Source organism: Pseudomonas sp. R1-43-08 (assembly GCF_003852255.1).
In the GTDB taxonomy this organism is placed as follows: Bacteria; Pseudomonadota; Gammaproteobacteria; order Pseudomonadales; family Pseudomonadaceae; genus Aquipseudomonas.
Window position 1 is genome coordinate 3,207,017 of the sequence record NZ_CP027734.1, and the last position, 24,151, is coordinate 3,231,167.

Sequence of the window (24,151 nt, forward strand, 5' to 3'; positions counted from 1 at the left end):
GCCTCAGCGGTTGGCGTCGGAGTGGGTCATGGCGGTGTAGAACAGCCAGGACACCAACAGGATGATCAGGAAGTACACCAGCGAAAACGCCGCCGCCGGGCCGAGATCGAATTGGCCTACGGCCATCTGGGTCAAGGTCTGACTCAGAAAGGTGGTGGCATTGCCCGGCCCGCCACCGGTGAGTACGAACGGCTCGGTGTAGATCATGAAACTGTCCATGAAGCGCAGCATCACCGCGATCAACAGCACGCTTTTCATCTTGGGCAACTGGATGTGTCGGAAAACCGCCCAGGCCGACGCCCGATCGATGCGCGCAGCCTGGTAGTACACGTCCGGGATCGCCCGCAGCCCCGAATAGCACAGCAACGCCACCAGGGAAGTCCAGTGCCACACGTCCATCACCAGCACGGTGACCCAGGCATCCATGGTGTTCGCCGCATAGTTATAGCTGATACCCAAGGCGTTGAGGCTGTAACCGAGCAGGCCGATATCGGCGCGACCGAAAATCTGCCAGATGGTGCCGACGACGTTCCACGGAATCAGCAAGGGAATCGCCAGCACGATCAACACCAGCGACGACCAGCGCCCCTTGGTCGGCATGGTCAGGGCGATGGCGATGCCCAGCGGGATTTCAATCAGCAGCACACAGGCTGAATAGATGAACTGGCGCAGCAGCGAGTCATGCAGGCGCGGGTCGAGCAGCACCTGTTTGTACCAGTCGGCACCGACGAAGTAGCGGCTGGACTGGTCGAAAATATCCTGCACCGAGTAGTTGACCACGGTCATCATCGGAATCACGGCACTGAACGCCACCAGCAGGAACACCGGCAATACCAGCCACCAGGCCTTGTTGTTCTGCACCTTGTTCATGGCAGTTCCTCCAGCAGGTAATCGTCGGCGTAGAGCATCAGCCATTGCGCGGGGAAGCTGATGCAGGCGCGGCCTTCGGGCACCGGTTTGTCTTCAGCCAGGCGCACTTTGAGGGTGGCACCGTCGAGGTTGAGGGTCATGATTTTGTAGGTGCCGAGGTCTTCCAGATGTGTGACTTCGGCCTGCAAGGCGCCAGGGTTATGCTCGTCCCACACATGGATGAATTCCGGGCGAATGCCCACCTGAAGCTTTTTGTAATCGGTGGCAGCGAGGCGTTGCTGCAATGCCTCGGACAACGGCAACGACGTGTTGGCAAACCGCACGCCACCCGCCTCGGCCTGCACCTCGATCAGATTCATCCCAGGGCTGCCGATGAAATAACCGACAAAGGTGTGGCTCGGCCGCTCGAACAACTCGCGCGGCGTGCCGAACTGCACGATCTGCCCGCCGTACATCACGGCGATTTTATCGGCGAAGGTGGATGCCTCGAGCTGGTCGTGGGTGACGTAGACCATGGTGATGTTGAACTGCTCGTGAATCTGCTTGAGCTTGCGCCGCAGTTTCCACTTCAGGTGCGGGTCGATCACTGTCAGCGGTTCATCGAACAGGATCGCCGACACGTCGTCGCGCACCAGGCCACGGCCCATGGAGACTTTCTGTTTTTCGTCGGCGGTGAGGTTGCGGGCTTTTTTGCTCAACAGGTTTTGCAGGTCGAGAACCTCGGCAATTTCCTGCACCTTGCTGTGAATTTTCGCCTCGGCCATGCCTTGGTTGCGCAAGGGAAACGCCAGGTTATCGAACACCGTCATGGTGTCGTACACAACGGGGAACTGAAACACCTGGGCGATATTGCGCTTTTCCGGGGTGAGGTCGTTGACCACTTGGGTGTCGAACAACACCTGGCCCTCGGACGGGCTGAGCAGGCCGGAAATGATGTTGAGCAAAGTCGACTTGCCACAGCCCGACGGCCCGAGCAAGGCGTAGGCGCCGCCCTGCTCCCACACATGGTTCATTTCCCGGATGGCGTAATCCTCTGGGCCGCTCGGGGTCGCGCTGTAGCTGTGCGCCAGGTTCTGCAAATGGATCTCGGCCATCAGGCAACCCTCGCGACACGGCGCCCGGGGCCTGGACCAAACGTCCCTGGCCATCGAACACAAACAGTTTATGGGTGGGGATGTACACGCGGATCGGCGCATCGACGTCGTACTCGTGCACCCCCGGCAGGTGCAACACCAGCAGGAAGTGTTCGCTGCGCACATGCAGGAAGGTTTCCGAACCGCTGATCTCGGCGACTTCCACGGTCACCGCCAGTTCCAGGTCATCGTCGTTGCTCGGCACCAGGCTGATATGGCTGGGGCGCACGCCAAAGCGGAACTCACCTTCGCCGATGGGGCGCAGGTCGACATTGAGCGGGAAATGCACGAAGTTGGCGAAACTCACTTCGTTGCCACTGATGCGACCGGGCATCAGGTTGATCGGTGGCTCGGAAAACAACTCGGCCGCTAATACGCTTTGTGGCTGGTGATAGACCTCGGCGGCCTTGCCGCTCTGGATCACCCGGCCTTCGTGCAGGATGGTGGTAGTACCGCCCAGCGCCAGCGCTTCGTTCGGCTCGGTGGTGGCGTAGATGGCGATGGTGTGGCGCGCCTTGAACAGTTCGCGCATTTCCTGGCGCAACTCTTCGCGCAACTTGTAATCCAGGTTGACCAACGGCTCATCGAACAGGATCAGCTCGGCGTCCTTCACCAACGCCCGGGCCATGGCCGTACGCTGCTGCTGGCCACCGGACAGTTCCAGCGGGTGGCGCTGCAGGAATTTCTCGATGCGCAGCATCCGCGCCGTTTCCAGCACCTTGCTCTGGATCAGCTCGTTGGACACACCGGCCTGGCGCAAAGGCGAGGCGATGTTCTCGAACACGGTCATGGTCGGATAGTTGATGAACTGCTGATACACCATCGACACGTTGCGCAGGCGCACCGGCTTTTGCGTGACATCCACACCGTTCATCAGGATGCGACCGCTGTCGGGCTTATCCAGACCGGCCATCAGGCGCATCAAACTGGTTTTGCCGGACAGGGTACGACCGAGCAATACGTTGAAGGAGCCCGCCTCGAAGCGCAGGTTGGCGTCGTCGATCCAGGTTTGACCTTCGACAACGCGGGAGACATGTTCCAGGGTCAATGACATGACACGACCTTTTTATTATTGGAATGAATCTGGCCAGTTATCAGAGCGAGTTTCGTGCCAGAAATGGCAGGTGGTTGATTCGTAAGAGAATGGGTAAATATGCTGTTCGGGAGTGAACAATTTGACTGCGCAACTGAACAGCCAGGGGGGTTGACAATGAACAGTTCTGAACAACACTCTTCAGATCCCAACAAAGGCCAAATGTGGGAGGGGGCTTGCCCCCGATGGCGGTACATCGGTGAAAAACGTGCTGACTGACCCGCCGCTATCGGGGGCAAGCCCCCTCCCACATTGACTTGGTTACATCCATTGGATTGTGCAAGACCCCAAAACAATAAAAATGAAGGTCAATACATGGCCGAACCACTGACTCACGACACCATCATCCAGGACTCCTGGCGCCGTTGCCGCGCGTTCGGCCTGGATCACCAGAGCGTCCCCAGCTTCGACCAACTGCCCGCCGAGGGCATTCGGCAGTTGTTGGAGAGCCAGCATTCACTGGTGCAGACCACCCATCAGGAAGTGCTGCCCTACTACGAGAACATCCTGAGCAATTCCAACTGCCTGATCATGCTGGCCGACAACCAGGGCCAGGTCCTGACGTCGTGGGGTACCCAGCGCTTTATCGAGCCCGGGCTGGCCCGTGGTTTCAGCGCGGGCGCCAGCTGGATGGAACACGCCAGCGGCACCAACGCCATCGGCACCGCGTTGGCCTGTGCCCAGGCGGTGCATATCGAGCACGACGAACACTTCCTGAAGGCCAACCGCTTCATGACCGGTTCGGCGGCGCCGATTTTCGACGCACAACGCGAAATCATCGCGGTGCTGGATGTCTCCAGCGACAGCTACCTGCCGCCCTCCCACACCCTGGGCATGGTCAAGATGATGAGCCAGACCGTGGAAAACCGGCTGATCCTCAACCTGTTTCGCGGCGAGCATTTCCAGCTGACGTTCAACACCGGCCTGAGCAACCTCGACAGCCAGTGGGCAGGCCTGCTGATTTTTGATGAAAGCGGCCAGGTGCTGTCGGCCAACCGGCGCGCGGACAACCTGCTGGGGATCAGCTTGTCGAGGGTGATGATCGACAGCTTGTTCAAGGTGTCGCTGCTGGAGTTGTTGAATCAGCCGGAGGGGCTGGCGTTTTCCCTGCAAGCAGCGGGACGCAATCGCTTCCAATGCCTGCTCAAGCGCCCCAGGCAGACGCCGGTACAGGCGCGGGTGTTCAATGAGCCGGCGCCGTCGAAGCCGAGCGCCGTCAGCCTCACCACCCTGCATTTTGGCGATATGCGTGTGGAGAAAGCCGTGCGCCAGGCCGAGCGCCTGCTGGAGAAGGACATTCCGTTGTTGATCCACGGCGAGACCGGGGTGGGCAAAGAGGTATTCGTCAAAGCCCTGCACCAGGCCAGTTCCCGTAGCAGCCAGGCATTGATCGCGGTGAACTGTGCGGCGATTCCGGCTGAACTGGTGGAATCGGAACTGTTCGGCTATGAAAAAGGCGCGTTCACCGGCGCCAATCAAAAGGGCAGCATCGGCCTCATCCGCAAGGCCGACAAGGGCACGCTGTTTCTCGATGAGATCGGCGATATGCCTCTTCCCACCCAGGCGCGACTGTTGCGGGTACTGCAGGAGCGCTGCGTGCAACCGGTGGGCAGCAGTGAGGTGTTCCCGGTGGACTTGCGCATCATCTCGGCGACCAACCGTGCGCTACGGGAGCTGGTGCAGGCCGGGCGTTTTCGGGAGGATTTGTATTACCGCATTGGTGGCCTGACCCTGGAACTGCCGCCGTTGCGCGAGCGCAGCGACAAGCAGGCGTTGTTCCAGCAACTGTGGCAGCGACACCGCGACCCCACGCAGTGGGCCGGCCTGAGCGCCGAGGTACTGAAGCTGTTCGAACAGCATCCATGGCCGGGTAATCTGCGCCAGGTCAGCAGTGTGTTGCAGGTGGCATTGGCGATGGCTGAGGAACAGCCGATCCGCCCGGAGCATCTGCCCGATGACTTTTTTGTGGATTTGCAGGGGCCGATACCGCAGCCCGCCAGCGAGCGACTGGATGACAGCATCGACCTGACGCAACGCTTGAAGGCGGCAGGCGGCAACATATCGCACCTCGCCCGCGAACTCGGGGTGAGCCGCAATACCCTGTACAAGCGCCTGCGCCAGAACGAAGGCTGAGCGGGCGCGTCAGTCAGCCAGATGTCCCTTCAGCGCCAACGCCACGACACGCCGGTGTAGAGGCCAAGGCCATCGGCCGGTGTGGAGCGCGCGACATCCAGGCCTTTGTCGTCATAGCCCGGGGTAACGGTGTTGGCATAACGCCGGTTGGTCAGGTTGCGCAGGTCGACCCAGGCCTGCCAATCCTGCTTGGGCGCGTCAAAGCCGAACGTGGCGCCCAGGGTGGTGTAGGCTGCGGCGTAGTAAGAGTTGGCGTAGTCCACCGCCACCCGCGAGGCATGCTCGGTGTTGAGGCTGGTGTAGAAACCGCTCGGATGGCTGTAGCGCAACTGCGCCTGGTAATAGTGCTTGGGAATGCCCGGCAAGGTGTTGTCACCGAAACGCTCGTCATCGCGGTAGTGGAAATCACTGAAGGTGTAGGCTTGGCGCAGCGCAAGCTGGCCGTTGCGACCGCCCTCCCACAGCGGGCTGAGCAGGCTCAGTTCCACGCCCTGATGCACGGTGGGGCTGGCGTTGGCTTCGGCGACGATGGCATTGCTGGTTGCGGTCTGGGCCTGGGTTTCCACGATCAATAGCTCGTGGCGCACTTCAGAGCGGTAGAGCGCCAGGTCCCACTGGCCGAGCCAAGCCTCACCGCGGCCACCGACTTCCAGCGTCGTCGCCGTCTGGTTGCGCAACTTCACGCCTTCGCGCTGCAAGCCGGTGGCCGCGCCACTGCCGGTACCGAAATACTTGTTGGAACCCCAGATCATCGACCAGGCGTGCGGCGGTTCCACTGAACGGCTCAGGTTGGTGTACACCTGCAATTGCGGGGTGAAGTCATAGCGCAGGCCAATGCGTGGCGCGTAGTCCCAATCGTGTTGGCTGGTCGGTGCCTGGCCGTCTGGATAGGTGACCTGGGTTTCGCGGCGGGTATAGATCGCGGCCAGGCCGCTGGTCAGCCATAGGTCAGGCACCAGCTCCAGTTCGTTGCCGATATGCAGCACGGCGTCGGAACCCAGGTAGGTGTAGTCACGGGTCTTGGTGCCCGGAGCGTAGCCGGCCGTATTGCCCGCCGGGGTGCGCACGTACTCCGAGGCGCCGTTGTTCGGCATCGCCTGGGTGGTGCGCAGGCCGAGCGTGGTGTGGCTGTCGTGGCCGAACAGGCTGTCCTGGCGAATGTAATTGAGGGTGCCGCTGATGTCGGTGTAGGCGACTTTCAGGCGGTTGGTGCCTTCGCGCAGGTCCATCGGGTAGTCGTGATAAGCCAGGCCGACTTCGACGCGCGAAGCGTCATCCAATTGCAAGGTGGTCTTGTTCGCAATCCAGGTGGAACCCGGTTGCAAGCGCTTGGAATCGCGGGCGGCGTTGAGACTGTTGGCGGCACGCGGGTCATGGCTGATCTGGTAACGCGTGAGCTTGCCTGGTGTGTCGTTGGTGGTTTCGCGGTAGCGAAAATAGAAGCGCGTTTCCAGGTCCGGGTTGAAGCGATAGCCAAAGTTGGCCGCAACGCCCTTGCCGGTGCCGGCGCTCTGGTGTTGGTAACCGTCGGACGCAGAATCGGTGAGGCTGATGTAGTAATCGGCATCCCCGAGCACCTGGCCGGAACTGATCTCGCGCTGGGCGTAACCATGGCTGCCCGCCTCATAGCGCAGTTGCAGTTTGGGCGCATCAAGACCGGTGCGGCTGACGTAGTTGACCGCGCCGCCCAGGGCCAACGCGCCCCGGTCGAAGCCATTGGCGCCGCGCAGCACTTCTACCCGGCTTTGCCAAAGCGGGTCCTTGAGCTCATAGGGCGTACCGCCGGGGCCGGTGAGCGGCAGGCCGTCGAACATTTCGTACAACCCGGAGGCATGGGCACCGGGGCTGCGGTTCAAGCCCGAACCGCGAATGGACAGCTTGACCCCTTCATTGTTCGCCGCCTTGGCGTACACCCCGGCCTGGTACTTGAAGACATCCTCGTTGGAGCTCACCCGGCCCTGTTGCACACTGTCCATGTCGATAAAATTAGTGCCGCCGGGCACGCTTTTGAGCTGTGCCTGGGCGATTTCGCCGGCGCTGGCTTCAGACGCAGTGACTTCGACCGGCGCCAATTGCAGGTCTTCGGCCTGTACCTGAGAACTGAGGGTCAGGGCGGCGAACAGTAGCGCAGGTTGTCGCAACAGCATGGGCAGGTCCTTGGAATACGGGGGCGGGGACGGCAGCGCCGGCACGCGAACAGTCATGGGAAGACGCCCACACCCGTCAGGTCACGTGTGGTCCTGATTGCCCGGCAACTCCAGCGTCTGCATCAAGTCGTCAGCATCCGAGCCGATGGGGAATCTGAATCCATACATTTCATCGGTGGCCAGGATCTCGGCAAGCGTATCGCGCAGCTGCACCTCCGTAGGCGAGCCGCGCAGCAGTTTGTGCGCGGGTAACAACACTTCCGAAGCGACTCCTTGAGCGCTCGCGGCGTCGATTACAGCAAACAGGATAAATCGCAGGCGGATTTCGCGATCAGTAGGCCAAACCGTTTTTCGCTTACCCAAGGTAGGCACTCATGTTTAAGAAAAGTCCGAGGCTAGGGCTGACCGGGGCGTGGTTCAAGCGGTCCAGGGCATGAAAGGCAGTTTCCTACAGAGGAAAGGGAAACACCGCACCCATTGGCCCTGTCACTGCACAGGCAGGAAATTCATCAGCAACAGACTTTGCGCATAATTGAGGCCGATGCGTCGGTAGCGCTCATCGAGTATCTGGGTCAACAGATCCAGGCGCGCGACGATCTTGCCGAATTCGACGGCGAAACTGAGATTGCTGCCCTCCTCCGATATTTCATTGGAAAACAGCAGCAACACGCCATTGGCGTCCTGGCGCTGGCCGAGCAACCAGGTGGCTTTCTCGATATTCCGTGCGGCGTTGCTGACAAACTGCGGGTTGATCGAGTCGGTCACATAAAATTGCGTGCGCCCACCGTGTGCGGTCACCAGCATGCTGCCGATCGCGTAGATGAACGCCCCCACCCGATCACCCCGAAACTCCGGGCTCAGGGAGTAACTCAAGGCCGCCAGATCACGACGTTCCCCCAGCGCAGGCAATGGCTGACGGTTTTCGATAGCCTGGCGAATAGTGCGCGCAGCAGTTACCGCATCCGGATAACCGGACTGGCGCCACTGGTTGGGGTTACGCAGGTAAAGCTTGCTCATCAGCAGATAAAGGCTTTGCAGGTTGTCGCGCATGCCCAGGGTGGCCATGCGATCAACGCTGGTTTGAAAAAACTCATCGGGTTTGCCATCGCTGAACTGCCTGGCAATGTCGCGCCCCTGTTGCTGGCTGCAACCGACGGCACACAGCGCCAGTATCGCAACCAGCCACCGCGGCCATTGGGTGATAAAAACAGTTAGCGTTCGATGCATCGGTACCGGGTCTGTGGCTGTTGGCCACCCGCAGGATATGGGTGGCTGGGACAGAGGTAGATCAGGAGAATGGAAAAAAGTGCAGCCCTGGGGGCCAGATAAGCATCGGACTACAGGCCCGGCCTTCAACTATTAAGCGTGTAGAAAATTTGAATTAGCGAGTTGCCCCCTCGGTCAAGAATTATGAACGCAGTAAATCTGACGAGGTAACCGCAATGACTATCCAGGCAGAGACACTCGTAGAACTGACCGAAGCGCTGAAAAAGCGCGGCCTGAATCTGGTTTCAGATGTGCACTTCACCCGCGCGCCCTATCGGCATAATCACCGCTGGATCTGCACGGTCGAGTAACGACCCCATCAAACCTCGGGGTCGGGAGCCGCTTGCAACGTCGCGGCAATCAGATCGCGCAGCCACCGATGGGCGGGATCGCGGTGCAGCCGCTCGGGCCATAACATGAGCATTTCAAAACCCGGAATGGCCAGTGGAGGTGCCTGCACGTGCAGCGCCGGCTCATCCCGCACCAGCCTTTCCGGCACCACCGCCACCAGGTCGCTGTGCACCAGTGCCGAGACAAGCGAGTTGAAATTGGACACTGACAATACGACGCGTCGCTCCAGCCCTTTAGCGGCCAGCGCCTGGTCGGTACTCCCAACGAACCCGCCGCCATTGGGTGACATAACGGCGTGTTCAAGGCCGCAAAACGCTTTGAGCGATAGCTTGGCTGTCAACGCAGGATGGCCGCGCCGCCCGGCCAGCACATAGCGTTCGTGAACCAGAGACCGCTGGCGCAGTTTTGGCGGCGCATCATCGCGCGTGTGCAAGGCCAGATCGAGCTGACCGCTTTCCAGATCGTTAGCGAGGCTGACGGGATGTTTGTTCAGCAATGCCAAGCGGGTATTCGGAGCCAGGCGCCTGAGCAGGGCCAGTGACGGCCAGACCAAAGCCGTCGCGGCGTAATCACTGGCCGCCACCTTCCACGTCTGATCAGACAGCGCGGGCTCAAACGTGCCGCCAGGACTCAGCGCGCCTTCCAACGCGACCAACGCGTCACGCAGCGGCCCGCGCAATTCACGGGCACGCTCGGTAGGCGACATCCCTCGCGGGCCGGGCAGCAACAATGGATCGTCGAGAAGTTCTCGCAGCCGACCCAGTTGCAGGCTGACGGTCGATTGCGCGAGATTGAGCAAGCGCGCTGCCCGTGTCACATTTTGCTCAGACAACAACGCATCCAACGTGACCAGCAAATTGAGATCCAGACGTCGCAAGGTATTGTGCATGTAAATACCATATGTTTCGGAAATTCATTTCTATCATACCGCGTGGGTCGCTACGGTGAGGTATACATCCACTCGGAGCCCACTATGAAGCTGCTACTGATCTACGCCCATCCTGAACCTCGCTCGCTCAATGGCGCTCTCAGGGATTTCGCGATCGCCCACCTGGAAGCCGCAGGCCATGAGGTCAAGGTCTCCGATCTATACGCCATGCGTTGGAAAGCGCCCATCGATACGGACGACGCCCCCGGCTATGACGACGCAACCCCCTTCAATCCGGCCATGGAATCGCAACGTGTATTTGCCGCCGGCACCCAACCGGCAGACATCGAGCAAGAGCAGGCCAAACTGCGATGGGCGGACGCCGTGATCTTTCAATTTCCACTGTGGTGGTTCTCGATGCCGGCGATCCTCAAGGGCTGGGTCGAACGCGTCTACGCCTACGGATTTGCCTACGGTGTCGGCGAACACAGCGAAAGCCACTGGGGCGACCGCTACGGCGAAGGCAGCATGACTGGAAAGCGCGCGATGCTGGTGGTCAGCATGGGCGGTTGGGAGTCCCACTACAGTGGTCGAGGGGTGAACGGTGCGCTGGATGACCTGCTATTCCCTATCCAGCATGGGGTGCTCTTCTATCCTGGGTTCACCGTTGTGCCGCCCTTCCCCATCTATAAAACCAGCAAAATGGACGCCGCGCGGTTCGAACAGCTATGCACGGCCTATGCTGCTCGGCTGGGCAACCTGTTCACTGATCAGCCGTTGCCATTTCGTCGCCAGAATGCCGGTGACTATGACATTCCGGCATTGACACTCAAACCGCATCTTGCGCCCGGCCGTCAGGATTTGGGCATTCATATCGATATCGATGGGGGCGTCACGTCAGGAGACTAGCGTCTTTCTGGCCTACCCCGGTCCGCCCATACACTGCGCAGTACTGCAGAGTAATGCTCCGGCGTGTTTGACAAGGCTTCGCCACTCATCACTCGAGATGAGGTCGGCTCGCTCCATGGCGTCAGCCCGCCGCAGCAATTCGAAGTATTTAACTTCGGCATCCATTCGATTTCCGCCCAGTGCGGAAAGCTCGCGCCATGCTGTCAGGGTCAGTCTTCGCTGCGCCTCTCTCATGGGAGCCTCTATCTCGATTGCTGGTGAATTCAGCATAGTCGCGGTGGCGAGTCTCAGATCTGGCTTTAGACCAATGGAGCCGCTAAACAGGCGGTAGAGGTCGTGCCCGACGGCAACTACCTTCGAAGCGGTAGGTAGGTCGACTCATGGCTCTCCACAGCGAAAAGCAAGACTTGAATGAGGTTGGTAATAACGTACGTGATGCTCTTTTTCCTAATAGGTGAAAACGCTGGGCACATCAAGCAGGGCTTGGCGGGATTGAGTCCGAGCGTCTCGCGTTGGCAAAGCTCATATTCAGCATGTACAACTACAAGAATTTAACTGCGTTCTCGGACAATCAATATTTATAACCAAAATCCATGCAAAATTTTTCTTTATGAAAAATCTTCATACGGGTGTCACAATCCACTGCTACGCTGTTTGTGTCAGAGGGCAGGATCGCCCACTTGGGAGCTATTAAACGGCCCACTGGACGCCAGGGAATATTCTGAGGACAGAATTATGGGCGGTACTGATGCAGTGATCTCTGATAATCACTGAACTGCAAAACATGGAGTTGTTATGATAGTTTTAGGAATTACTAACAATGATTTATCAGGTGCTTGCCTGGTCCGCGACGACCGAATCCTCTCGGCGGTGAGTGAAGAACGTTTTACCCGCATCAAAGATGACAAAGTCTGGCCTGCGCAATCTATTTCATTTGTACTAGGTGAGGCGGGTGTAAGTTTAGAGGACGTAGACTATGTCGCCTATGGCTGGAACGCAGGCTTCACCGCTGAAAAGCACTTACCTTTATATTTCGATCGCATTGTAGATGAAGTTAAGAACAACCCTGATGGGCTACCTCTTTTTCGAAAACGTATTACTGACGAAATCACCAACGACAAAGAAAAAAGAGCTGAGTTCGATAAGTTTATCGCAGATAATGCGCTGTCCGCATACTACATAGACCACCATGAATGTCACGCTCTGGGTGCTTATGTATGCTCCCCCTTTGATGAAGCTTTAACCCTAACATGTGACGGGCGAGGTGATTTTCAATCACTGACGCTAACACATTACACACCCAACGAAACCACGGTATTACAGCGTGAAACAAGCGTTGATAGCCTGGGGTACTTCTACGGACGCATCACCCATCTGCTAGGTTACAAACCTAATCGTCATGAAGGCAAGATCACAGGCTTAGCTGCATTCGGCGATCCTGAGAAATTGCTTGGCGTAATGCAACAAATGATCAATGTTGAGGACGGGCGAATTAGAGCCAAATGCGGAGATCTTTTCCTACCTTCATATACTGGTTATAGCGATATATTACAAAGTTTACTGGCCAAGGAAAAACCGGAAGATATCGCAGCCGCCGTTCAACGCCATGTCGAAGACATGCTAGTTAAAGTTGTAACTTACCATCTAGAAAAGATAGGGAGTAGTAACCTTTGCTTGGCGGGTGGTGTATTTGGCAACGTGAAGCTTAACCAGCGGTTACGAGAAATCCCTGACGTGCGTAACGTTTATGTGCTGCCATGCATGGGAGACGGCGGCCTGGCATTGGCTGCTGCAGTGGGGGCTGCTTACTTAGAAAAGGGTACACGATTCAAAAACCCGGCGATGACGCTGGGCCCAGCGGCACGGAGCGTTTCACAAAACATAAACCTGATAAATCGTGACTACCCTGAATTGGGTTATCACAATCCGACTAATATCATTGAAACGCTCGTAGATGCTTTAATGGAAAACCAAGTTCTAGGAATGTTCAAAGGAAAAATGGAATTTGGCCCGAGGTCGTTATGCAACAGGAGTATCGTTTACCATGCCAAAGATGCTGACGTGAACGACTGGCTCAACAAACGCATGCACCGAACTGAGTTTATGCCGTTTGGCCCAGTGACAGCTGTCGAGCAGGCCGCCGAGTGCTATATTGACTGGTCCGAAGAGCATATTGCCGCTGATACCATGACGATGACATATGATTGCCATCCGCAGTTTATCGAGGCCAGCCCTGCTGTCGTGCATATTGACGGTACTGCTAGACCGCAGGTAATTCGTCCTGAAGTGGATGGTTTTATGCACAAGCTTCTAAATGCCTGGCACTCCCGAACAGGGCAATCTGCTTTGATAAATACTTCCTTCAATCGGCATGAAGAGCCGATTGTATGCTCTTCACAAGATGCCTTGGCTGCCCTTAAAGACGGCATGGTCGATTTGGTGGTTATGAGCGAGTCGTTAATCATATGGCGTAAAAACAAGAACAGTTTCGCATTACAGCGCTTTGAGTAAAACCGATGCGCTTAGGGGCTTCCTGAAGCCCCTTTTTTTTCAAGATTGGTGTTCAACTGTTTTATTTGGTGACACGATGTACATGATATTTTTTGGTTTTTTTGCAGCCGAGGGCATTATTTATCCATTCTGGCCAACTTGGCTAGATACTTTAGGATTTAGCGCCAGTCAGATAGGTTTGCTGATCGCGGCAGCTTATTGGCCTCAAATTGTAACAGGAGTGTTAATTACTTACGTTGCGGACTGGCGCGTAGATCAAATTTACTTGGCCGCACTATTAAGTTTTTCAGCAGCCATCAGTACTCTGCTGTTTTATTTTCTACCTCCCTCTCTATTCACTTTTATCGCGCTGAGCATTTCGTTTGGCGGACTATGGATGGTCGTGCTGCCTCTGTCCGAGTCGTATCTGCTCAAACGAGACAAACAGTCCATTCAAAATTACGGCTGGGTAAGAGCGGTTGGCTCTTCAGCCTTTATTTTAACGTCAACACTTGGTGGTGTTTTTTTTACTGTTTATGGGCTTTCTTGGGTGCCTGTCATCGTTGCCGCAAGCATGATTTTTACAGCGCTAAGTTGCTTATGGTTGAGATATCGAATTCCAAATTTAAACTTCTCTGGCAATACTCAGATCATTAAAAAACCAGATTGGAGACGACTATTCGAAAACAAAATACTGCTACTTGCAATCGCCTCTGCCAGTATAATCCAATTAAGCCACACACTATATTTTGCCACAGCCTCAATAAATTGGGGAATCAAAGGCTACTCATCAACTACAATTGGATTATTTTGGTCAGTCGCTGTGATTGCTGAAATTACATACTTTGCGTTCTCAAATAAAGTTTTAAAATCTTTTTCCCCGCTATCTATTGTAGTTCTGTCCAGCTTATGCGCATCACTTCGCTGGGCATTTTTCTCTAATAGCGATGCCCTATCACTAATCATTATAGGGCAATGCATGCACGCGCTGAGTTTTGCTGCTTATCACACGGCGATTATGCGCTTTATCCGAGATCACGCTCCGCAAGACATACAGACTTTAACGCAGGGATTCTATTATTCTTTCGCAGTAGCAATACCGATGGGGGTGGCCACGCCTTTTTCCGGCTACCTTTACGAGATAATACCCAATGGCTCTTTTTATGTAATGGCCATTATAGCCTTGCTCGGCGCGCTGCTAGCTTTAATCGCTCATCAAAAAATGCGGAACTCTAAACATGATGACACACACGTTTACAGCGGTCTGTTTTGATATGGACGGTGTTCTTATTCAGTCACGGCAAGTTATTGAACATGCCTGGACGAGCGTGGCACGGGAATACGGAGTTGAAATTAGCCAAGATTTTATCCATGAACACATCCATGGCCGACCAGGGGAGTATACGCTTCACGCACTCTTCCCTAACTTCAATCAGCCCACCCGCAGCATTATTAAAAAACAAGTAGATGCTGCTGAAGAGGTAGCCGCCTGTTTGTTGGTACCTGGGGTGAGAGAGCTAATTTCTCAATTGCGGGAACGCTCAGTTCCGTTGGCTTTGGTGACTAGTAGTTGGCCCGCTCGTATCGCCTACGTGCTCAAACAACATGGCTTGGAAACTAGCTTTGACTGTAGAGTCTCACGCGAGGATGTCAGCAATGGAAAGCCAGCTCCTGATTGTTATCAGCTAGCGGCTCGAAAACTAAACACCCCCATAAATGAGTGCCTTGTCTTCGAAGACTCTGTAAGCGGTGTGCAGTCGGCAGTCAGCAGCGGCGCATGGTGTATCGGTATCGGCAGTGACGTTTCGCTAAGCAATTACGGCGCTAAGGCTGTGTATACCGACTTTAACACACTGCCAACAATCGAACGTTTGACACCAACCTCTCTTTTTAATGAAAAATTCTTGATTCTCGGCAACCATAGCTCTAGGAGATTACCTTCTTAATGACATCAACACTAAAGTACGCCGCTATTCTTTGGGAGTTCTTATCTGAAGGACGTCAGCATGAGAACTGTGATTTGTTAGTAGTCTGTGGATCGTATGATCTTCGTGTCTGCGATTACGCTTGCGAATTGCTTCGCAAGGGAGTAGCTGGACATTTATTGTTCACAGGCAATACCGGCAACTGGACTAGACATTTATGGGACAAGACTGAAGCCGAAATTTTTGCTCAGCGCGCGCTAGATCTCGGAGTTTTACATGAGCAATTCAGCTTGGAAAAACGAGCCACTAACTTTGCTGAAAATATTGCCTTTACCAAAGAAATGTTTCCACAAATAAAGAGCGCTACTTTTCTTACCAAGCCAAACTCAATCCGCCGAGTAAGGTTGACTTTACCTATCCAGTGGGCGGGCCTTGACGCTTGGGTTGATGCGCCGAGGTATTGTTTCCCTGAGCAAACTTCCAACCAGGTGGGGGTGCTCGGATTAATCGATGAAATGGTGGGGGATATACAGCGTATTATGCTGTATCCAAAAAAGGGATTTCAGATCGAAGAAGAATTACCGGAAAAAGTCCTAGCGGCCTGGAAGTACTTAATTGAGCAGGGATTTAAAAACCACCTTATTGGTTAGTATGGCGGAATAGAAGAGGTAGGCCATGGCAGCAGTACCGCAGAAAGATAGCTTGGCCAAGTCTGCCAGGACGCGCGTGGCGAATGCCGAAGAGGAATTGAGGCTCGGGGGTTAGGCCAGGCACCCGGCAGGCCCTGGCCGCTCTGATGGAATGGTCAGGCATTACTGAGCAGAGCGAGGCGATGACGCTGATGATTCATCACCTTCATGCGCTGGGCTCAGCTAAGTGCCTGCCACTCTTGAATCCGCCGCGCCACGAAATCGATATATCCGAAAACGTGGCGCGGGAATTTCGCAATAAAAGCCTGCTCGCCCTTCAGAAAGACGCAGGCGACAAGATTCGAGCTATCTAGTTAACTGATATCGGAGGCGTTTCGTTGACAACAGGATCCGCGACATCTGCCGGCTGCCCAGTTTGCACGTCACGAACCTCGTATCGCCACCATGTTGACGAAGAGATCCCATAGAGCCCATAAGTACGGCCGCCTACCAGATCAACAGTCATTTCAATTGGAGCAGTTTGCTGCTCCGCGGTAATAAATTTACGAACTTGAATCTTATGCCTGCCTGCACCCAGCCGGTATTCGCTTTGGCGGCTCAACCAATAAAGGGTTTGATCGTCGTCAATCTTAAATATTGTCAAAGATTTATCGAACTGCTGAATCGTAGCGATCTCGGAGTTTGATTTTCCTTCTGCACTTTTGTGTTCGTAATGAATACACCCGGTCAGCGTGAAGCTGAACAAAATCATTGCTATAAAGCGCCAATAAATCTCGTGTCGCATCAGTGCTCCTTTATAGGCTCAAATCCAAGGTGCGGATTGATACCTTATCTTTTTCCAAAATTCCATCCTGCTCGCCGCATCCGGTAACGGAGTGCGACAGCTATGTGAAATTGCCTTTGGGATGTAGCTAGACCTTTACTGCTTCTTTGATAATCCAGATACCAACCAGTACAAATACTGCTGATTTAGCCACGGCAAACAGAGAATCTCTTCCAGCAAACAACTCGAATGCCGAAAATAGTAGTGAGATCGTTCCTACTACCACCAGACCATAGCCAACCGAACGCACGTACTTGGGGAACATCTATTCATCTCCGTGATAAAATAGAAATTATAAGTTTCCCCATCCAGTAACGCTATCAATCATTCCGCTTCCATCCGATATTACGGAGGGCGGCGCCTGACATCGCGCAAGATGCTGGTCTACTCCTTAGAGGCCAACGACCCAGACGAATCCAACATCCAGTTCGCCGAACACTTGGTCCAGAACGAATTAAATGGTTTCGATTCTTGGTTTGAACTCATAGCGCAGCTGCAGCAACAAATTTTAGAACTCGACGTTCGCTGGAATTAGCGCCTCACTCTTTCGTTTCACCCCTCCCCATCCCCCCTTCAAAGTCAGCCGCTAGCGGCAAGGGCTCGGCATCAGGGATAGGGAACAAAATCTCCTAACCACTCTCGAGCTGTCGGCACCGCGTACTCAAGCAACTCAAGCGGTACATCCGGTACGAAAAAAGTCACCTCAAATCGAAGCGTTTCATCATTTCGAAAAATCTCAAACAAAGGTCCGTTGTCGCCTTTCCAGCACTCCATCGCGAGGCCATCGTGTCCTTCGACAACGCTTGAAGCGCAGCAAAATCGGTATTCAACTCCGTGTACGACCACATCACACCTCCCTATCTGAGGTGGCAACGATACCTCTCCCCTCTATGAATTTGATAGCCGCTATAGCGGCGAGGACGAAGTCATGCTTGAAGAAATCAAATTGATCCACTCAGCCCCGGTCGTCGCGATGAATACGGCATGTTCGCTCACCCCGATATGCCCGACTTCGACGAGGGCGACGGTGACAAGTGCAAGGCCTGGGTCGCTGCGCAACGCTTGCAGGTGAAGATGGTACAACTCGAATACCACAACGCCGAAGCGGTGTCTGAGCGCTATTTCGAAGCTGGCGACCCGGACTGCAATGACCAGGGAATTGTTTGGGAAAACGACGAGCGCCCAAGCGTTTACGGGCTCAGGGCCGACGGAACCATTGGATAGCGACCTGAAACGCCGGAAGAGCGCTGGACCAGGATGCGCCAATGGGTCGACTCCAACATGAAACAGGTGACCTCATGATCCCTATCAAAGAACGCCCCACCCTGTTCTTGGCGCCGATGGTGCGCGCCATCCTGGAAGGCCGGAAGACGGTCACGCGGCGGGCAGTGAAAGCATCCAAGGCTCATGCCGACGGCATCACGCTGATTAAATTCACCCTGATACTGCTGGGCGCTTTGCTGTACTTGGTCGCCAGCGACTGCAGGTTCACCTGGACCGGACTCGACCTGCTGGACCGGCAGCACCGACGCACTGATCTACGCCTTCGCCGGCACCTGCGCCTGGCTGCTGATCACGTTCGGCCTGGCCGTTCACATCATCAAGACAGCGCTCCCCACGGGCTCTTTCGACCAACCAGAGGCATAGAGGGGCACACCATGGAAATACAAAGCAAAAAGCTGCCAGTGAGATCCTCGACCTTGGGGATGCAAGCCGACTGCTGGGGCACACTGACAAGCGGATAACCGAGACGGTTTATCGACGTGTCGGGAAGATCGTGAAACCGACCCGGTGACCACAACTTGCAACGAGTTGCGGAAACAGCCTGTAATGATGCGGAAATGATCAGCTGTGAGGCTGACAATTGCGCCTGACCCCAGAAACGCAAAAGCCCCGCAGTGCGGGGCTTTCGTGTGAATCTTGGCGGGAAACCAGGGATTCGAACCCTGGAGACGCTCTTAACGTCCGCCGGTTTTCAAGACCGGTGCATTCAACCACTCTGCCAATTTCCCTTGTGCGTTACAGGATCATAGTAGCTCATCCTGCGTCAGCGGGCGCAATAATACCCGAATGAAACACACTGTCAAACTCTCTGCATAGCTTGTTACAGAGCGTCTGTTATGATCTTTGCGACTGAACGTTTCAAAACTGAAGGAGAGTCGCCATGCGCGAACAGAATTACGCAGTGAATGGCAACGCGCAGGCTGAGCAGCTTGAAGTCAGCCGCGTCTTGCGCAATACGTACGGCCTGCTCGCCCTTACCCTCGCATTCAGCGGCGTGATGGCTTATGTGGCCCAACAGATGCGCGTCGGTTATCCCAATATCTTTGTCGTGTTGATCGGCTTCTATGGTCTGTTCTTCCTGACCAACAAGCTGCGTGACTCGGCCTGGGGCCTGGTGTCGGCCTTTGCCTTGACCGGTTTCATGGGCTTTATCCTGGGCCCGATCCTTAACCGCTACCTCGGCATGGCCGGCGGCGCGGAAGTGGTCAGTTCGGCATTTGCCATGACCGCGTTGGTGTTTGGTGGCCTGTCGGCGTACGTGCTGATCAGCCGTAAGGACATGAGTTTCCTGGGCGGCTTCATCACCGCTGGCTTCTTCGTGTTGCTGGCGGCAGTGGTAGCCGGCATGTTCTTCCAGATCAGCGGCCTGCAACTGGCGATCAGCGCAGGTTTCGTGCTGTTCTCGTCGGTGTGCATCCTGTTCCAGACCAGCGCCATCATCCATGGTGGCGAGCGTAACTACATCATGGCGACCATCAGCCTGTATGTGTCGATCTACAACCTGTTTATCAGCCTGTTGCAGATCTTCGGCATCATGAGCCGTGACGACTGATTGTTAACGCTATAAAAAATGCCCCGTATCGCGAGATACGGGGCATTTTCATTTCCGGCCCAAGGACGATCAGTACTGGTTAGGTTCCATTTCCAGTTCCACCCCGAAGCGCTCGACAATATCCTGCTGGATACGCAGCGCCAGGTTGGCAATCTCACGCCCGGTGGCAGAGCCATAGTTCACCAGTACCAGCGCCTGCAATGCATGCACGCCAGCGTCGCCCTCACGAAAGCCCTTCCAGCCCGCCTTGTCGATCAGCCAACCGGCGGCGAGCTTCGTTTGCCCGTCTGCCTGAGGGTAGGCCACCAGGTCCGGATACTGGCTTTTCAGCTCAGTAACCAAGGCCTCGGGCACCAGCGGGTTCTTGAAGAAGCTGCCGGCATTGCCAAGCTGCGCCGGGTCGGGCAACTTTTCGCGGCGAATGCTGCAAATCGCACGGCTTACATCCGCTGGCGTGGCGTTGGTAATCCCCTGCCCGGCCAGACGCTGCTGCACCGGGCCGTAGTCGAGTTTCAGGTGACTGGCGCGGCTCAGGGCAAAGCGTACCCGCAGGATCAACCAGCGGCCGACTTCATGCTTGAACAGGCTGTCGCGGTAGGCAAACCGGCACTCCTGCAGGCTGAAATCCCGCAGTTCACCGGTCTCACGATCCAGCGCAGTGAGTCCGGCAAACACATCCTTGACCTCCACGCCGTAGGCACCGATGTTTTGCATTGGCGCCGCACCGACCGTGCCGGGGATCAGGCTGAGGTTTTCCAGGCCGCAGAAGCCCTGCTCCAGGGTCCATAACACAAAGGGGTGCCAGGCTTCGCCCGCTTCGGCTTCGACCACCACCTGCACGCCATCATCGTGCAGCACGCGAATGCCTTGGGTGGCCATACGCAACACCAGGGCAGGCACGTCCTGAGTCAGCAGCAGGTTGCTGCCGCCCCCTATCACCAGCAGCGGCACACTGTGCGCCTCGGCGTAGGCCAAGGCTTCCCGCACGTCGGCATCACTGCGGGCCTCGGCAAATAGCTGGGCGCGCACGTCGATGCCAAAGCTGTTGAACGGCTTGAGCGATACCTGCGCCAGTACCTGCAAGGTCATAACCGCCCCTTCAATTCGATCACCAATAAATCACAGGCGCGCTCGATCAGGTCCAGGACCCGCTCAAAACCTTGTTCGCCTTCATAATAAGGGTCTGGCACCTCGTCCACTTCACCGCCGAAGCGGCGCAGGAATATATCCAACTGCGCCTTGCCCTGTGCAGGCTGCATGGCTTTGAGGTGGCGCAGGTTGCTGTGGTCCATGGCCAGGATCAGGTCATAGCGCGCAAAGTCGGCGCGGCAGACCTGCTGGGCACGTTGGGATGACAAGTCATAGCCCCGCGCCAGCGCCGCACGTTGGCTGCGCTGGTCCGGTGGGTTGCCGATATGCCATTGCCCAGTCCCCGCTGACGCCACCTCAACCTGGCCGGACAAACCTGCTTCGCGCAACTTATGGCGCAAAACGCCTTCGGCGGTAGGCGAACGGCAGATATTGCCCAGGCAGACAAACAGGACCTCCATCAAGCCCCCAGCAGGCGACGGACGCGCTCGAGGTCTTCCTGGGTATCGACGCCTGCAGGCGGCGCTTCCAGCGCATCGCCCACGTGGATGCGCACGCCGTGCCACAGGGCCCGCAGCTGCTCCAGGGACTCGGTGTTCTCCAACCAGCACGGGCCCCAGCTGACGAAGTCATGCAGGAAACCGGCGCGATAGGCATAAATGCCGATATGGCGGCGGTACGGCACGCCTTGCGGCAGTGCGTCGGGGTTGTTGGCGAAGGCATCCCGCGCCCAGGGCAGGATCGAGCGGCTGAATGTCAGGGCCAGGCCGTTGATATCGCTGACGACCTTCACCACGTTCGGGTTGAACAAGGTTTCGCTGTCTTCGATCGGTTCGGCCAGGGTGGCCATGCGCGCTTCGCCATGGGCCGCCAGATTGGCGGCGACCTGGTCGATGACGCTTGGCGGAATCAGCGGCTCGTCGCCTTGCACGTTCACCACGATGGCGTCCGGCGCCAGGCCCAGTTGCGTGGCCACTTCGGCCAGGCGGTCGGTGCCGGAATTATGGTCTTCGCGGGTCAGCACCGCCTCGGCGCCGAAACCTTCGCAGGCTTCGATGATGCGCGGATCATCGGTCGCCACCACCACCCGTTCAGCGCTGCTTTTACAGGCCTGTTCCCATACCAGCTGGATCATCGGCTTGGCACCGATCATTTGCAGCGGCTTGCCCGGCAGGCGGGTCGACGCATAGCGCGAGGGAATCACCACGGTAAAGGCGGTAGTCATTTATCCAGGCGCTCATCGGTCGTCAGGGTGCGGGCTTCGCTTTCCAGCATCACCGGAATGCCGTCGCGGATAGGGTAAGCCAGGCCGGCGCCTTTGCTGATCAGCTCGGTTTTGTCGGCGCTGAGCTTGAGCGGGCCTTTGCAGATCGGGCAAGCAAGGATGTCGAGCAGTTTGGTGTCCATGAGTAGTTCCTGGAAATAAGCGGTTTAAGGCAAAAGACGGTTGGGCAGCAAGCGCATCAACTGCGTGTCGAACCAGGCGACAAACGCTGGCGACGGCAGCGCATCCACCGCAAGGTACCACCAGTCGGGCCGGGCGAAGGCGCGGCACTTCACCGCGTCTTTTTCGGTCATGACCAGCGGCAATGACGGCGTGAAATCCAGCACCTCGGCGCTGTAGGGCGCGTGGTCGGCAAACGCATGGGGGATCGGCTGCCAGTGTAGCGTTTCAAGGGTATTGAAGAAACGTTGCGGATTGCCGATACCGGCAACCGCGTGTACCGGTTGGCCTACTGGAAAGTAGCTGACCGGCTGCCGCTCGCCGCTGTGCAGGTTGACCAGTGCCGAGGGCTGCAGGCGGAAGGCAAAGCCGTCTTCCCGGTCCGAGGCCGCACCGTTATAGAGCAGCGCATCAACGCTCTGCAGGCGCTCAACCGGCTCGCGCAATGGCCCGGCCGGCAGGCAGCGGCGATTGCCCAGGCCACGGGCGGCATCGATCAATACCAGCTCCAGATCACGGGCCAGACGATAGTGCTGCAGGCCGTCGTCGGAAAGAATCAGGTCCAGGGTTTCGCTGGCCAGCAGCGCTTGCACCGCACGACTGCGATCCGGGTCGATCATCAACGGTACACCGCAGCGCTGCACGATCAGCAACGGTTCGTCGCCGGCCACTTCGGCACTGTGGTTGGCCTCGACCCGCCACGGCAACTGTGGCGGCTTGGCGCCATACCCACGGCTGACCACGCCTACGCGCAACCCACTGCGCCGACAGTGCTCGATCATCCACAGGATCAGCGGCGTCTTGCCAGTCCCGCCTACGGTGATATTACCCACGACCACAACGGGCACCGGTGACTGGTAGACAGCGCCCTCACCCGCCAGGAAGCGCGCGCGCTTGCGCTGCACCACCCGACGATACAAGCACTCCAGCGGCTTTAACAGCACGAGGGCCGGATGCCCGTCGTACCAGGCCTTGAGCAAACGATCGGACATGGCCATCAGGGTGGGCTCGCCGCCTCGACGGTGGTCATGCGCAGATGACTGAAACCGAGCTTGCCGGCAGCGTCCATCGCGGTAATCACTGCCTGGTGCTGGGTTTTGCCGTCGGCGCTGATCGACAGTGGCATGTTGGTGTCGCCCCCGGACTCCTTCTGCAAGGCCTCCATCAAGCTGGCCAGGTCGTTTTTCTCCAGCAACTGGTTATTTACCGAAAACACGCCATCGGCGCTGATGGCAATGTCCAGCTGCTTGACCTGCTGGTCTTCTGCTGGGGAGCCGCTCACGGCTTCGGGCAAGTCGACGCGCAGCTGGGTTTCCCGGGTGAACGTGGTGGTAACGACGAAGAACAGCAGCAGGATAAACACCACGTCAATCAGCGACGCGAGGTTGATATCGACATTTTCCCGTTGCTTGCGGCGAAATTTCACGCTTTGCCCTCGACCAGGTCCACATCACGGTCGCCCTGCACCACCTCCACCAGCTTGATGGCTTCCTGTTCCATGCCGACCACCAGTTCATCGATGCGCCGTTGCAAAAAGCGATGGAAGAACACCGACGGGATCCCCACCATCAGGCCCGCAGCCGTGGTGATCAGCGCTTTGGAAATACCACCGGCCAGCACCGCGGCGTTGGTGGTCATGCCCGAGCCCATGAACGAGCTGAAAATGTCGATCATGCCCAGCACCGTGCCCAGCAAACCGAGCAGCGGCGCCATGGCGGCGATGGTGCCGAGGGCGTTGATGTAGCGCTCCAGCTCATGGATCACCCGCGCTGCGGCTTCCTCGATGCACTCTTTCATGATCTCGCGACCATGCTTGGAGTTGGCCAGGCCGGCGGCGAGGATTTCACCCAGTGGCGAATTGGCGCGCAGTTCCTTGAGCTTCTGCTTGTCGAGCTGCTTGTTCTTGATCCAGCCCCAGACTTGCCCCAGCAGGTGCTCGGGGGTAACGCGACTGGCGCGCAGGGTCCACAGGCGTTCGGCGACGATGCCGAGTGCGGCAATGGAACTCATGATGATCGGCAACATCATCCAGCCGCCGGATTTGACCAATTCCCACACAGTGAATGCCCCCTCGAAAAAGTGCGCCACTTTATCATATAGGTTCAGCGGCGGGGTTCGTCGACC

The 24,151-nt window shown here is 56.8% G+C and carries 24 protein-coding genes, 1 tRNA gene and 4 pseudogenes; 12 read left to right on the forward strand and 17 right to left on the reverse strand.

The window, feature by feature from the left end:
- Positions 1-3: 3 nt before the first annotated feature.
- From C4J87_RS14600 to C4J87_RS14610, 3 genes and pseudogenes are all read right to left on the reverse strand, one after another.
- Entirely contained in the window at positions 4-870 is an 867-nt protein-coding gene (locus C4J87_RS14600; protein ID WP_017527241.1) for a carbohydrate ABC transporter permease, read from the reverse strand.
- Entirely contained in the window at positions 867-1,964 is a 1,098-nt protein-coding gene (locus tag C4J87_RS14605; protein WP_124367366.1) for an ABC transporter ATP-binding protein, read from the reverse strand. Before C4J87_RS14605 ends, C4J87_RS14600 begins: the two co-directional genes overlap by 4 nt.
- A pseudogene (locus C4J87_RS14610) lies at positions 1,964-3,057 on the reverse strand (ABC transporter ATP-binding protein). Before C4J87_RS14610 ends, C4J87_RS14605 begins: the two are co-directional and overlap by 1 nt.
- 354 nt (positions 3,058-3,411) lie before the next feature.
- On the opposite strand from C4J87_RS14610, the gene C4J87_RS14615 reads away from it, so the two are divergent.
- The gene (locus C4J87_RS14615) at positions 3,412-5,229 is read left to right on the forward strand and encodes a sigma-54-dependent Fis family transcriptional regulator (RefSeq protein WP_124367367.1); all 1,818 of its coding nucleotides are present in this window, start codon (positions 3,412-3,414) and stop codon (positions 5,227-5,229) included.
- A gap of 29 nt (positions 5,230-5,258) precedes the next feature.
- On the opposite strand, the gene C4J87_RS14620 is transcribed toward C4J87_RS14615, so the two are convergent.
- The 3 genes from C4J87_RS14620 to C4J87_RS14630 form a co-directional block, all read right to left on the reverse strand.
- Positions 5,259-7,376 carry a TonB-dependent receptor domain-containing protein gene (locus C4J87_RS14620; RefSeq protein WP_124367368.1) on the reverse strand — a complete coding sequence of 706 codons (2,118 nt, stop codon included), beginning with the start codon at positions 7,374-7,376 and terminating at the stop codon, positions 5,259-5,261.
- Positions 7,377-7,457: 81 nt separating this feature from the next.
- Positions 7,458-7,739, reverse strand: coding sequence for a hypothetical protein (locus C4J87_RS14625; protein WP_124367369.1), 282 nt, complete (start codon positions 7,737-7,739; stop codon positions 7,458-7,460).
- A gap of 123 nt (positions 7,740-7,862) precedes the next feature.
- The gene (locus C4J87_RS14630) at positions 7,863-8,603 is read right to left on the reverse strand and encodes a hypothetical protein (RefSeq protein ID WP_124367370.1); all 741 of its coding nucleotides are present in this window, start codon (positions 8,601-8,603) and stop codon (positions 7,863-7,865) included.
- 215 nt (positions 8,604-8,818) lie between these two features.
- Here C4J87_RS14630 and C4J87_RS26420 point away from each other — a divergent pair, with 215 nt between their 5' ends.
- Positions 8,819-8,953 carry a hypothetical protein gene (locus tag C4J87_RS26420; protein WP_256657416.1) on the forward strand — a complete coding sequence of 45 codons (135 nt, stop codon included), beginning with the start codon at positions 8,819-8,821 and terminating at the stop codon, positions 8,951-8,953.
- A gap of 8 nt (positions 8,954-8,961) precedes the next feature.
- Here the strand turns inward: C4J87_RS26420 and C4J87_RS14635 are convergent, their stop codons facing one another.
- Positions 8,962-9,882, reverse strand: coding sequence for a LysR family transcriptional regulator (locus C4J87_RS14635; protein WP_124367371.1), 921 nt, complete (start codon positions 9,880-9,882; stop codon positions 8,962-8,964).
- Between the two features lie 84 nt (positions 9,883-9,966).
- On the opposite strand from C4J87_RS14635, the gene C4J87_RS14640 reads away from it, so the two are divergent.
- The 6 genes and pseudogenes from C4J87_RS14640 (at position 9,967) to C4J87_RS14670 (ending at position 16,188) form a co-directional block, all read left to right on the forward strand.
- Positions 9,967-10,770, forward strand: a complete 804-nt coding sequence (locus C4J87_RS14640) for an NAD(P)H-dependent oxidoreductase (protein WP_124367372.1) — start codon at positions 9,967-9,969, stop codon at positions 10,768-10,770.
- Between the two features lie 795 nt (positions 10,771-11,565).
- Positions 11,566-13,281 (forward strand): carbamoyltransferase N-terminal domain-containing protein, encoded by a 1,716-nt coding sequence (locus C4J87_RS14650; protein ID WP_124367374.1) that lies wholly within the window; start codon positions 11,566-11,568, stop codon positions 13,279-13,281.
- Positions 13,274-14,533: an MFS transporter gene (locus C4J87_RS14655; protein WP_256679874.1), complete on the forward strand. Its 1,260-nt coding sequence runs from the start codon at positions 13,274-13,276 to the stop codon at positions 14,531-14,533. Before C4J87_RS14650 ends, C4J87_RS14655 begins: the two co-directional genes overlap by 8 nt.
- Positions 14,499-15,206: an HAD family phosphatase gene (locus C4J87_RS14660; protein WP_256679875.1), complete on the forward strand. Its 708-nt coding sequence runs from the start codon at positions 14,499-14,501 to the stop codon at positions 15,204-15,206. Before C4J87_RS14655 ends, C4J87_RS14660 begins: the two co-directional genes overlap by 35 nt.
- The gene (locus tag C4J87_RS14665) at positions 15,206-15,835 is read left to right on the forward strand and encodes a YdcF family protein (RefSeq protein WP_124367376.1); all 630 of its coding nucleotides are present in this window, start codon (positions 15,206-15,208) and stop codon (positions 15,833-15,835) included. Before C4J87_RS14660 ends, C4J87_RS14665 begins: the two co-directional genes overlap by 1 nt.
- 25 nt (positions 15,836-15,860) lie before the next feature.
- Positions 15,861-16,188, forward strand: a pseudogene (locus C4J87_RS14670) (hypothetical protein).
- Here the strand turns inward: C4J87_RS14670 and C4J87_RS14675 are convergent.
- On the reverse strand, positions 16,185-16,619 hold the full coding sequence (locus tag C4J87_RS14675; protein ID WP_124367377.1) for a hypothetical protein: 435 nt from the start codon (positions 16,617-16,619) through the stop codon (positions 16,185-16,187). The pseudogene C4J87_RS14670 and the gene C4J87_RS14675 sit on opposite strands and share 4 nt — an antisense overlap.
- A 127-nt stretch (positions 16,620-16,746) precedes the next feature.
- A complete protein-coding gene (locus C4J87_RS26140; protein WP_164487663.1) occupies positions 16,747-16,923 on the reverse strand; it encodes a hypothetical protein in 177 nt (58 codons plus the stop codon).
- 719 nt (positions 16,924-17,642) lie between these two features.
- Between C4J87_RS26140 and C4J87_RS14685 the strand changes: the two genes are divergently transcribed.
- From C4J87_RS14685 to C4J87_RS26425, 3 genes and pseudogenes are all read left to right on the forward strand, one after another.
- Positions 17,643-17,882 (forward strand): hypothetical protein, encoded by a 240-nt coding sequence (locus tag C4J87_RS14685; protein ID WP_372237995.1) that lies wholly within the window; start codon positions 17,643-17,645, stop codon positions 17,880-17,882.
- A 194-nt stretch (positions 17,883-18,076) separates the two neighbouring features.
- Positions 18,077-18,305, forward strand: a pseudogene (locus tag C4J87_RS14690) (hypothetical protein).
- Positions 18,306-18,327: 22 nt separating this feature from the next.
- Positions 18,328-18,453: pseudogene (locus C4J87_RS26425) on the forward strand (integrase); the annotation flags it as partial.
- A gap of 126 nt (positions 18,454-18,579) precedes the next feature.
- On the opposite strand, the gene C4J87_RS14700 reads toward C4J87_RS26425, so the two are convergent.
- Positions 18,580-18,670: transfer RNA gene (locus C4J87_RS14700), tRNA-Ser, on the reverse strand.
- A gap of 152 nt (positions 18,671-18,822) precedes the next feature.
- On the opposite strand from C4J87_RS14700, the gene C4J87_RS14705 reads away from it, so the two are divergent.
- A complete protein-coding gene (locus tag C4J87_RS14705) occupies positions 18,823-19,494 on the forward strand; it encodes a Bax inhibitor-1/YccA family protein (RefSeq protein ID WP_053256786.1) in 672 nt (223 codons plus the stop codon).
- Between the two features lie 69 nt (positions 19,495-19,563).
- Here the strand turns inward: C4J87_RS14705 and murB are convergent, their stop codons facing one another.
- From murB to C4J87_RS14740, 7 genes are read right to left on the reverse strand one after another with little or no spacing between them, the layout of a single operon-like run.
- Positions 19,564-20,583 (reverse strand): UDP-N-acetylmuramate dehydrogenase, encoded by a 1,020-nt coding sequence (gene murB / locus C4J87_RS14710; RefSeq protein WP_124367379.1) that lies wholly within the window; start codon positions 20,581-20,583, stop codon positions 19,564-19,566.
- Entirely contained in the window at positions 20,580-21,044 is a 465-nt protein-coding gene (locus tag C4J87_RS14715) for a low molecular weight protein-tyrosine-phosphatase (protein WP_124367380.1), read from the reverse strand. The genes murB and C4J87_RS14715 overlap by 4 nt, the downstream gene beginning before the upstream one ends.
- Positions 21,044-21,808, reverse strand: coding sequence for a 3-deoxy-manno-octulosonate cytidylyltransferase (kdsB, locus tag C4J87_RS14720; RefSeq protein WP_124367381.1), 765 nt, complete (start codon positions 21,806-21,808; stop codon positions 21,044-21,046). Before kdsB ends, C4J87_RS14715 begins: the two co-directional genes overlap by 1 nt.
- Positions 21,805-21,990, reverse strand: coding sequence for a Trm112 family protein (locus C4J87_RS14725; RefSeq protein ID WP_003174668.1), 186 nt, complete (start codon positions 21,988-21,990; stop codon positions 21,805-21,807). The genes kdsB and C4J87_RS14725 overlap by 4 nt, the downstream gene beginning before the upstream one ends.
- A 24-nt stretch (positions 21,991-22,014) precedes the next feature.
- Positions 22,015-23,025 (reverse strand): tetraacyldisaccharide 4'-kinase, encoded by a 1,011-nt coding sequence (lpxK, locus tag C4J87_RS14730; RefSeq protein ID WP_124367382.1) that lies wholly within the window; start codon positions 23,023-23,025, stop codon positions 22,015-22,017.
- The gene (locus C4J87_RS14735) at positions 23,025-23,453 is read right to left on the reverse strand and encodes a biopolymer transporter ExbD (protein WP_124367383.1); all 429 of its coding nucleotides are present in this window, start codon (positions 23,451-23,453) and stop codon (positions 23,025-23,027) included. The genes lpxK and C4J87_RS14735 overlap by 1 nt, the downstream gene beginning before the upstream one ends.
- Positions 23,450-24,085: a MotA/TolQ/ExbB proton channel family protein gene (locus C4J87_RS14740; RefSeq protein ID WP_122676958.1), complete on the reverse strand. Its 636-nt coding sequence runs from the start codon at positions 24,083-24,085 to the stop codon at positions 23,450-23,452. Before C4J87_RS14740 ends, C4J87_RS14735 begins: the two co-directional genes overlap by 4 nt.
- Positions 24,086-24,151: the final 66 nt, after the last annotated feature.

Coding starts and splice junctions, on each gene's coding strand:
- C4J87_RS14600 (WP_017527241.1), bottom strand. CDS start 870: ATGAACAAGGTGCAGAACAACAAGGCCTGGTGGCTGGTATTGCCGGTG.
- C4J87_RS14685 (WP_372237995.1), top strand. CDS start 17,643: ATGTTCGCTCACCCCGATATGCCCGACTTCGACGAGGGCGACGGTGAC.
- C4J87_RS14725 (WP_003174668.1), bottom strand. CDS start 21,990: ATGGACACCAAACTGCTCGACATCCTTGCTTGCCCGATCTGCAAAGGC.
- murB (WP_124367379.1), bottom strand. CDS start 20,583: ATGACCTTGCAGGTACTGGCGCAGGTATCGCTCAAGCCGTTCAACAGC.
- kdsB (WP_124367381.1), bottom strand. CDS start 21,808: ATGACTACCGCCTTTACCGTGGTGATTCCCTCGCGCTATGCGTCGACC.
- C4J87_RS14715 (WP_124367380.1), bottom strand. CDS start 21,044: ATGGAGGTCCTGTTTGTCTGCCTGGGCAATATCTGCCGTTCGCCTACC.
- C4J87_RS14650 (WP_124367374.1), top strand. CDS start 11,566: ATGATAGTTTTAGGAATTACTAACAATGATTTATCAGGTGCTTGCCTG.
- C4J87_RS26140 (WP_164487663.1), bottom strand. CDS start 16,923: ATGTTCCCCAAGTACGTGCGTTCGGTTGGCTATGGTCTGGTGGTAGTA.
- C4J87_RS14675 (WP_124367377.1), bottom strand. CDS start 16,619: ATGCGACACGAGATTTATTGGCGCTTTATAGCAATGATTTTGTTCAGC.
- C4J87_RS14640 (WP_124367372.1), top strand. CDS start 9,967: ATGAAGCTGCTACTGATCTACGCCCATCCTGAACCTCGCTCGCTCAAT.
- C4J87_RS14620 (WP_124367368.1), bottom strand. CDS start 7,376: ATGCTGTTGCGACAACCTGCGCTACTGTTCGCCGCCCTGACCCTCAGT.
- C4J87_RS26420 (WP_256657416.1), top strand. CDS start 8,819: ATGACTATCCAGGCAGAGACACTCGTAGAACTGACCGAAGCGCTGAAA.
- C4J87_RS14660 (WP_256679875.1), top strand. CDS start 14,499: ATGATGACACACACGTTTACAGCGGTCTGTTTTGATATGGACGGTGTT.
- lpxK (WP_124367382.1), bottom strand. CDS start 23,025: ATGGCCATGTCCGATCGTTTGCTCAAGGCCTGGTACGACGGGCATCCG.
- C4J87_RS14615 (WP_124367367.1), top strand. CDS start 3,412: ATGGCCGAACCACTGACTCACGACACCATCATCCAGGACTCCTGGCGC.
- C4J87_RS14635 (WP_124367371.1), bottom strand. CDS start 9,882: ATGCACAATACCTTGCGACGTCTGGATCTCAATTTGCTGGTCACGTTG.
- C4J87_RS14630 (WP_124367370.1), bottom strand. CDS start 8,603: ATGCATCGAACGCTAACTGTTTTTATCACCCAATGGCCGCGGTGGCTG.
- C4J87_RS14705 (WP_053256786.1), top strand. CDS start 18,823: ATGCGCGAACAGAATTACGCAGTGAATGGCAACGCGCAGGCTGAGCAG.
- C4J87_RS14665 (WP_124367376.1), top strand. CDS start 15,206: ATGACATCAACACTAAAGTACGCCGCTATTCTTTGGGAGTTCTTATCT.
- C4J87_RS14605 (WP_124367366.1), bottom strand. CDS start 1,964: ATGGCCGAGATCCATTTGCAGAACCTGGCGCACAGCTACAGCGCGACC.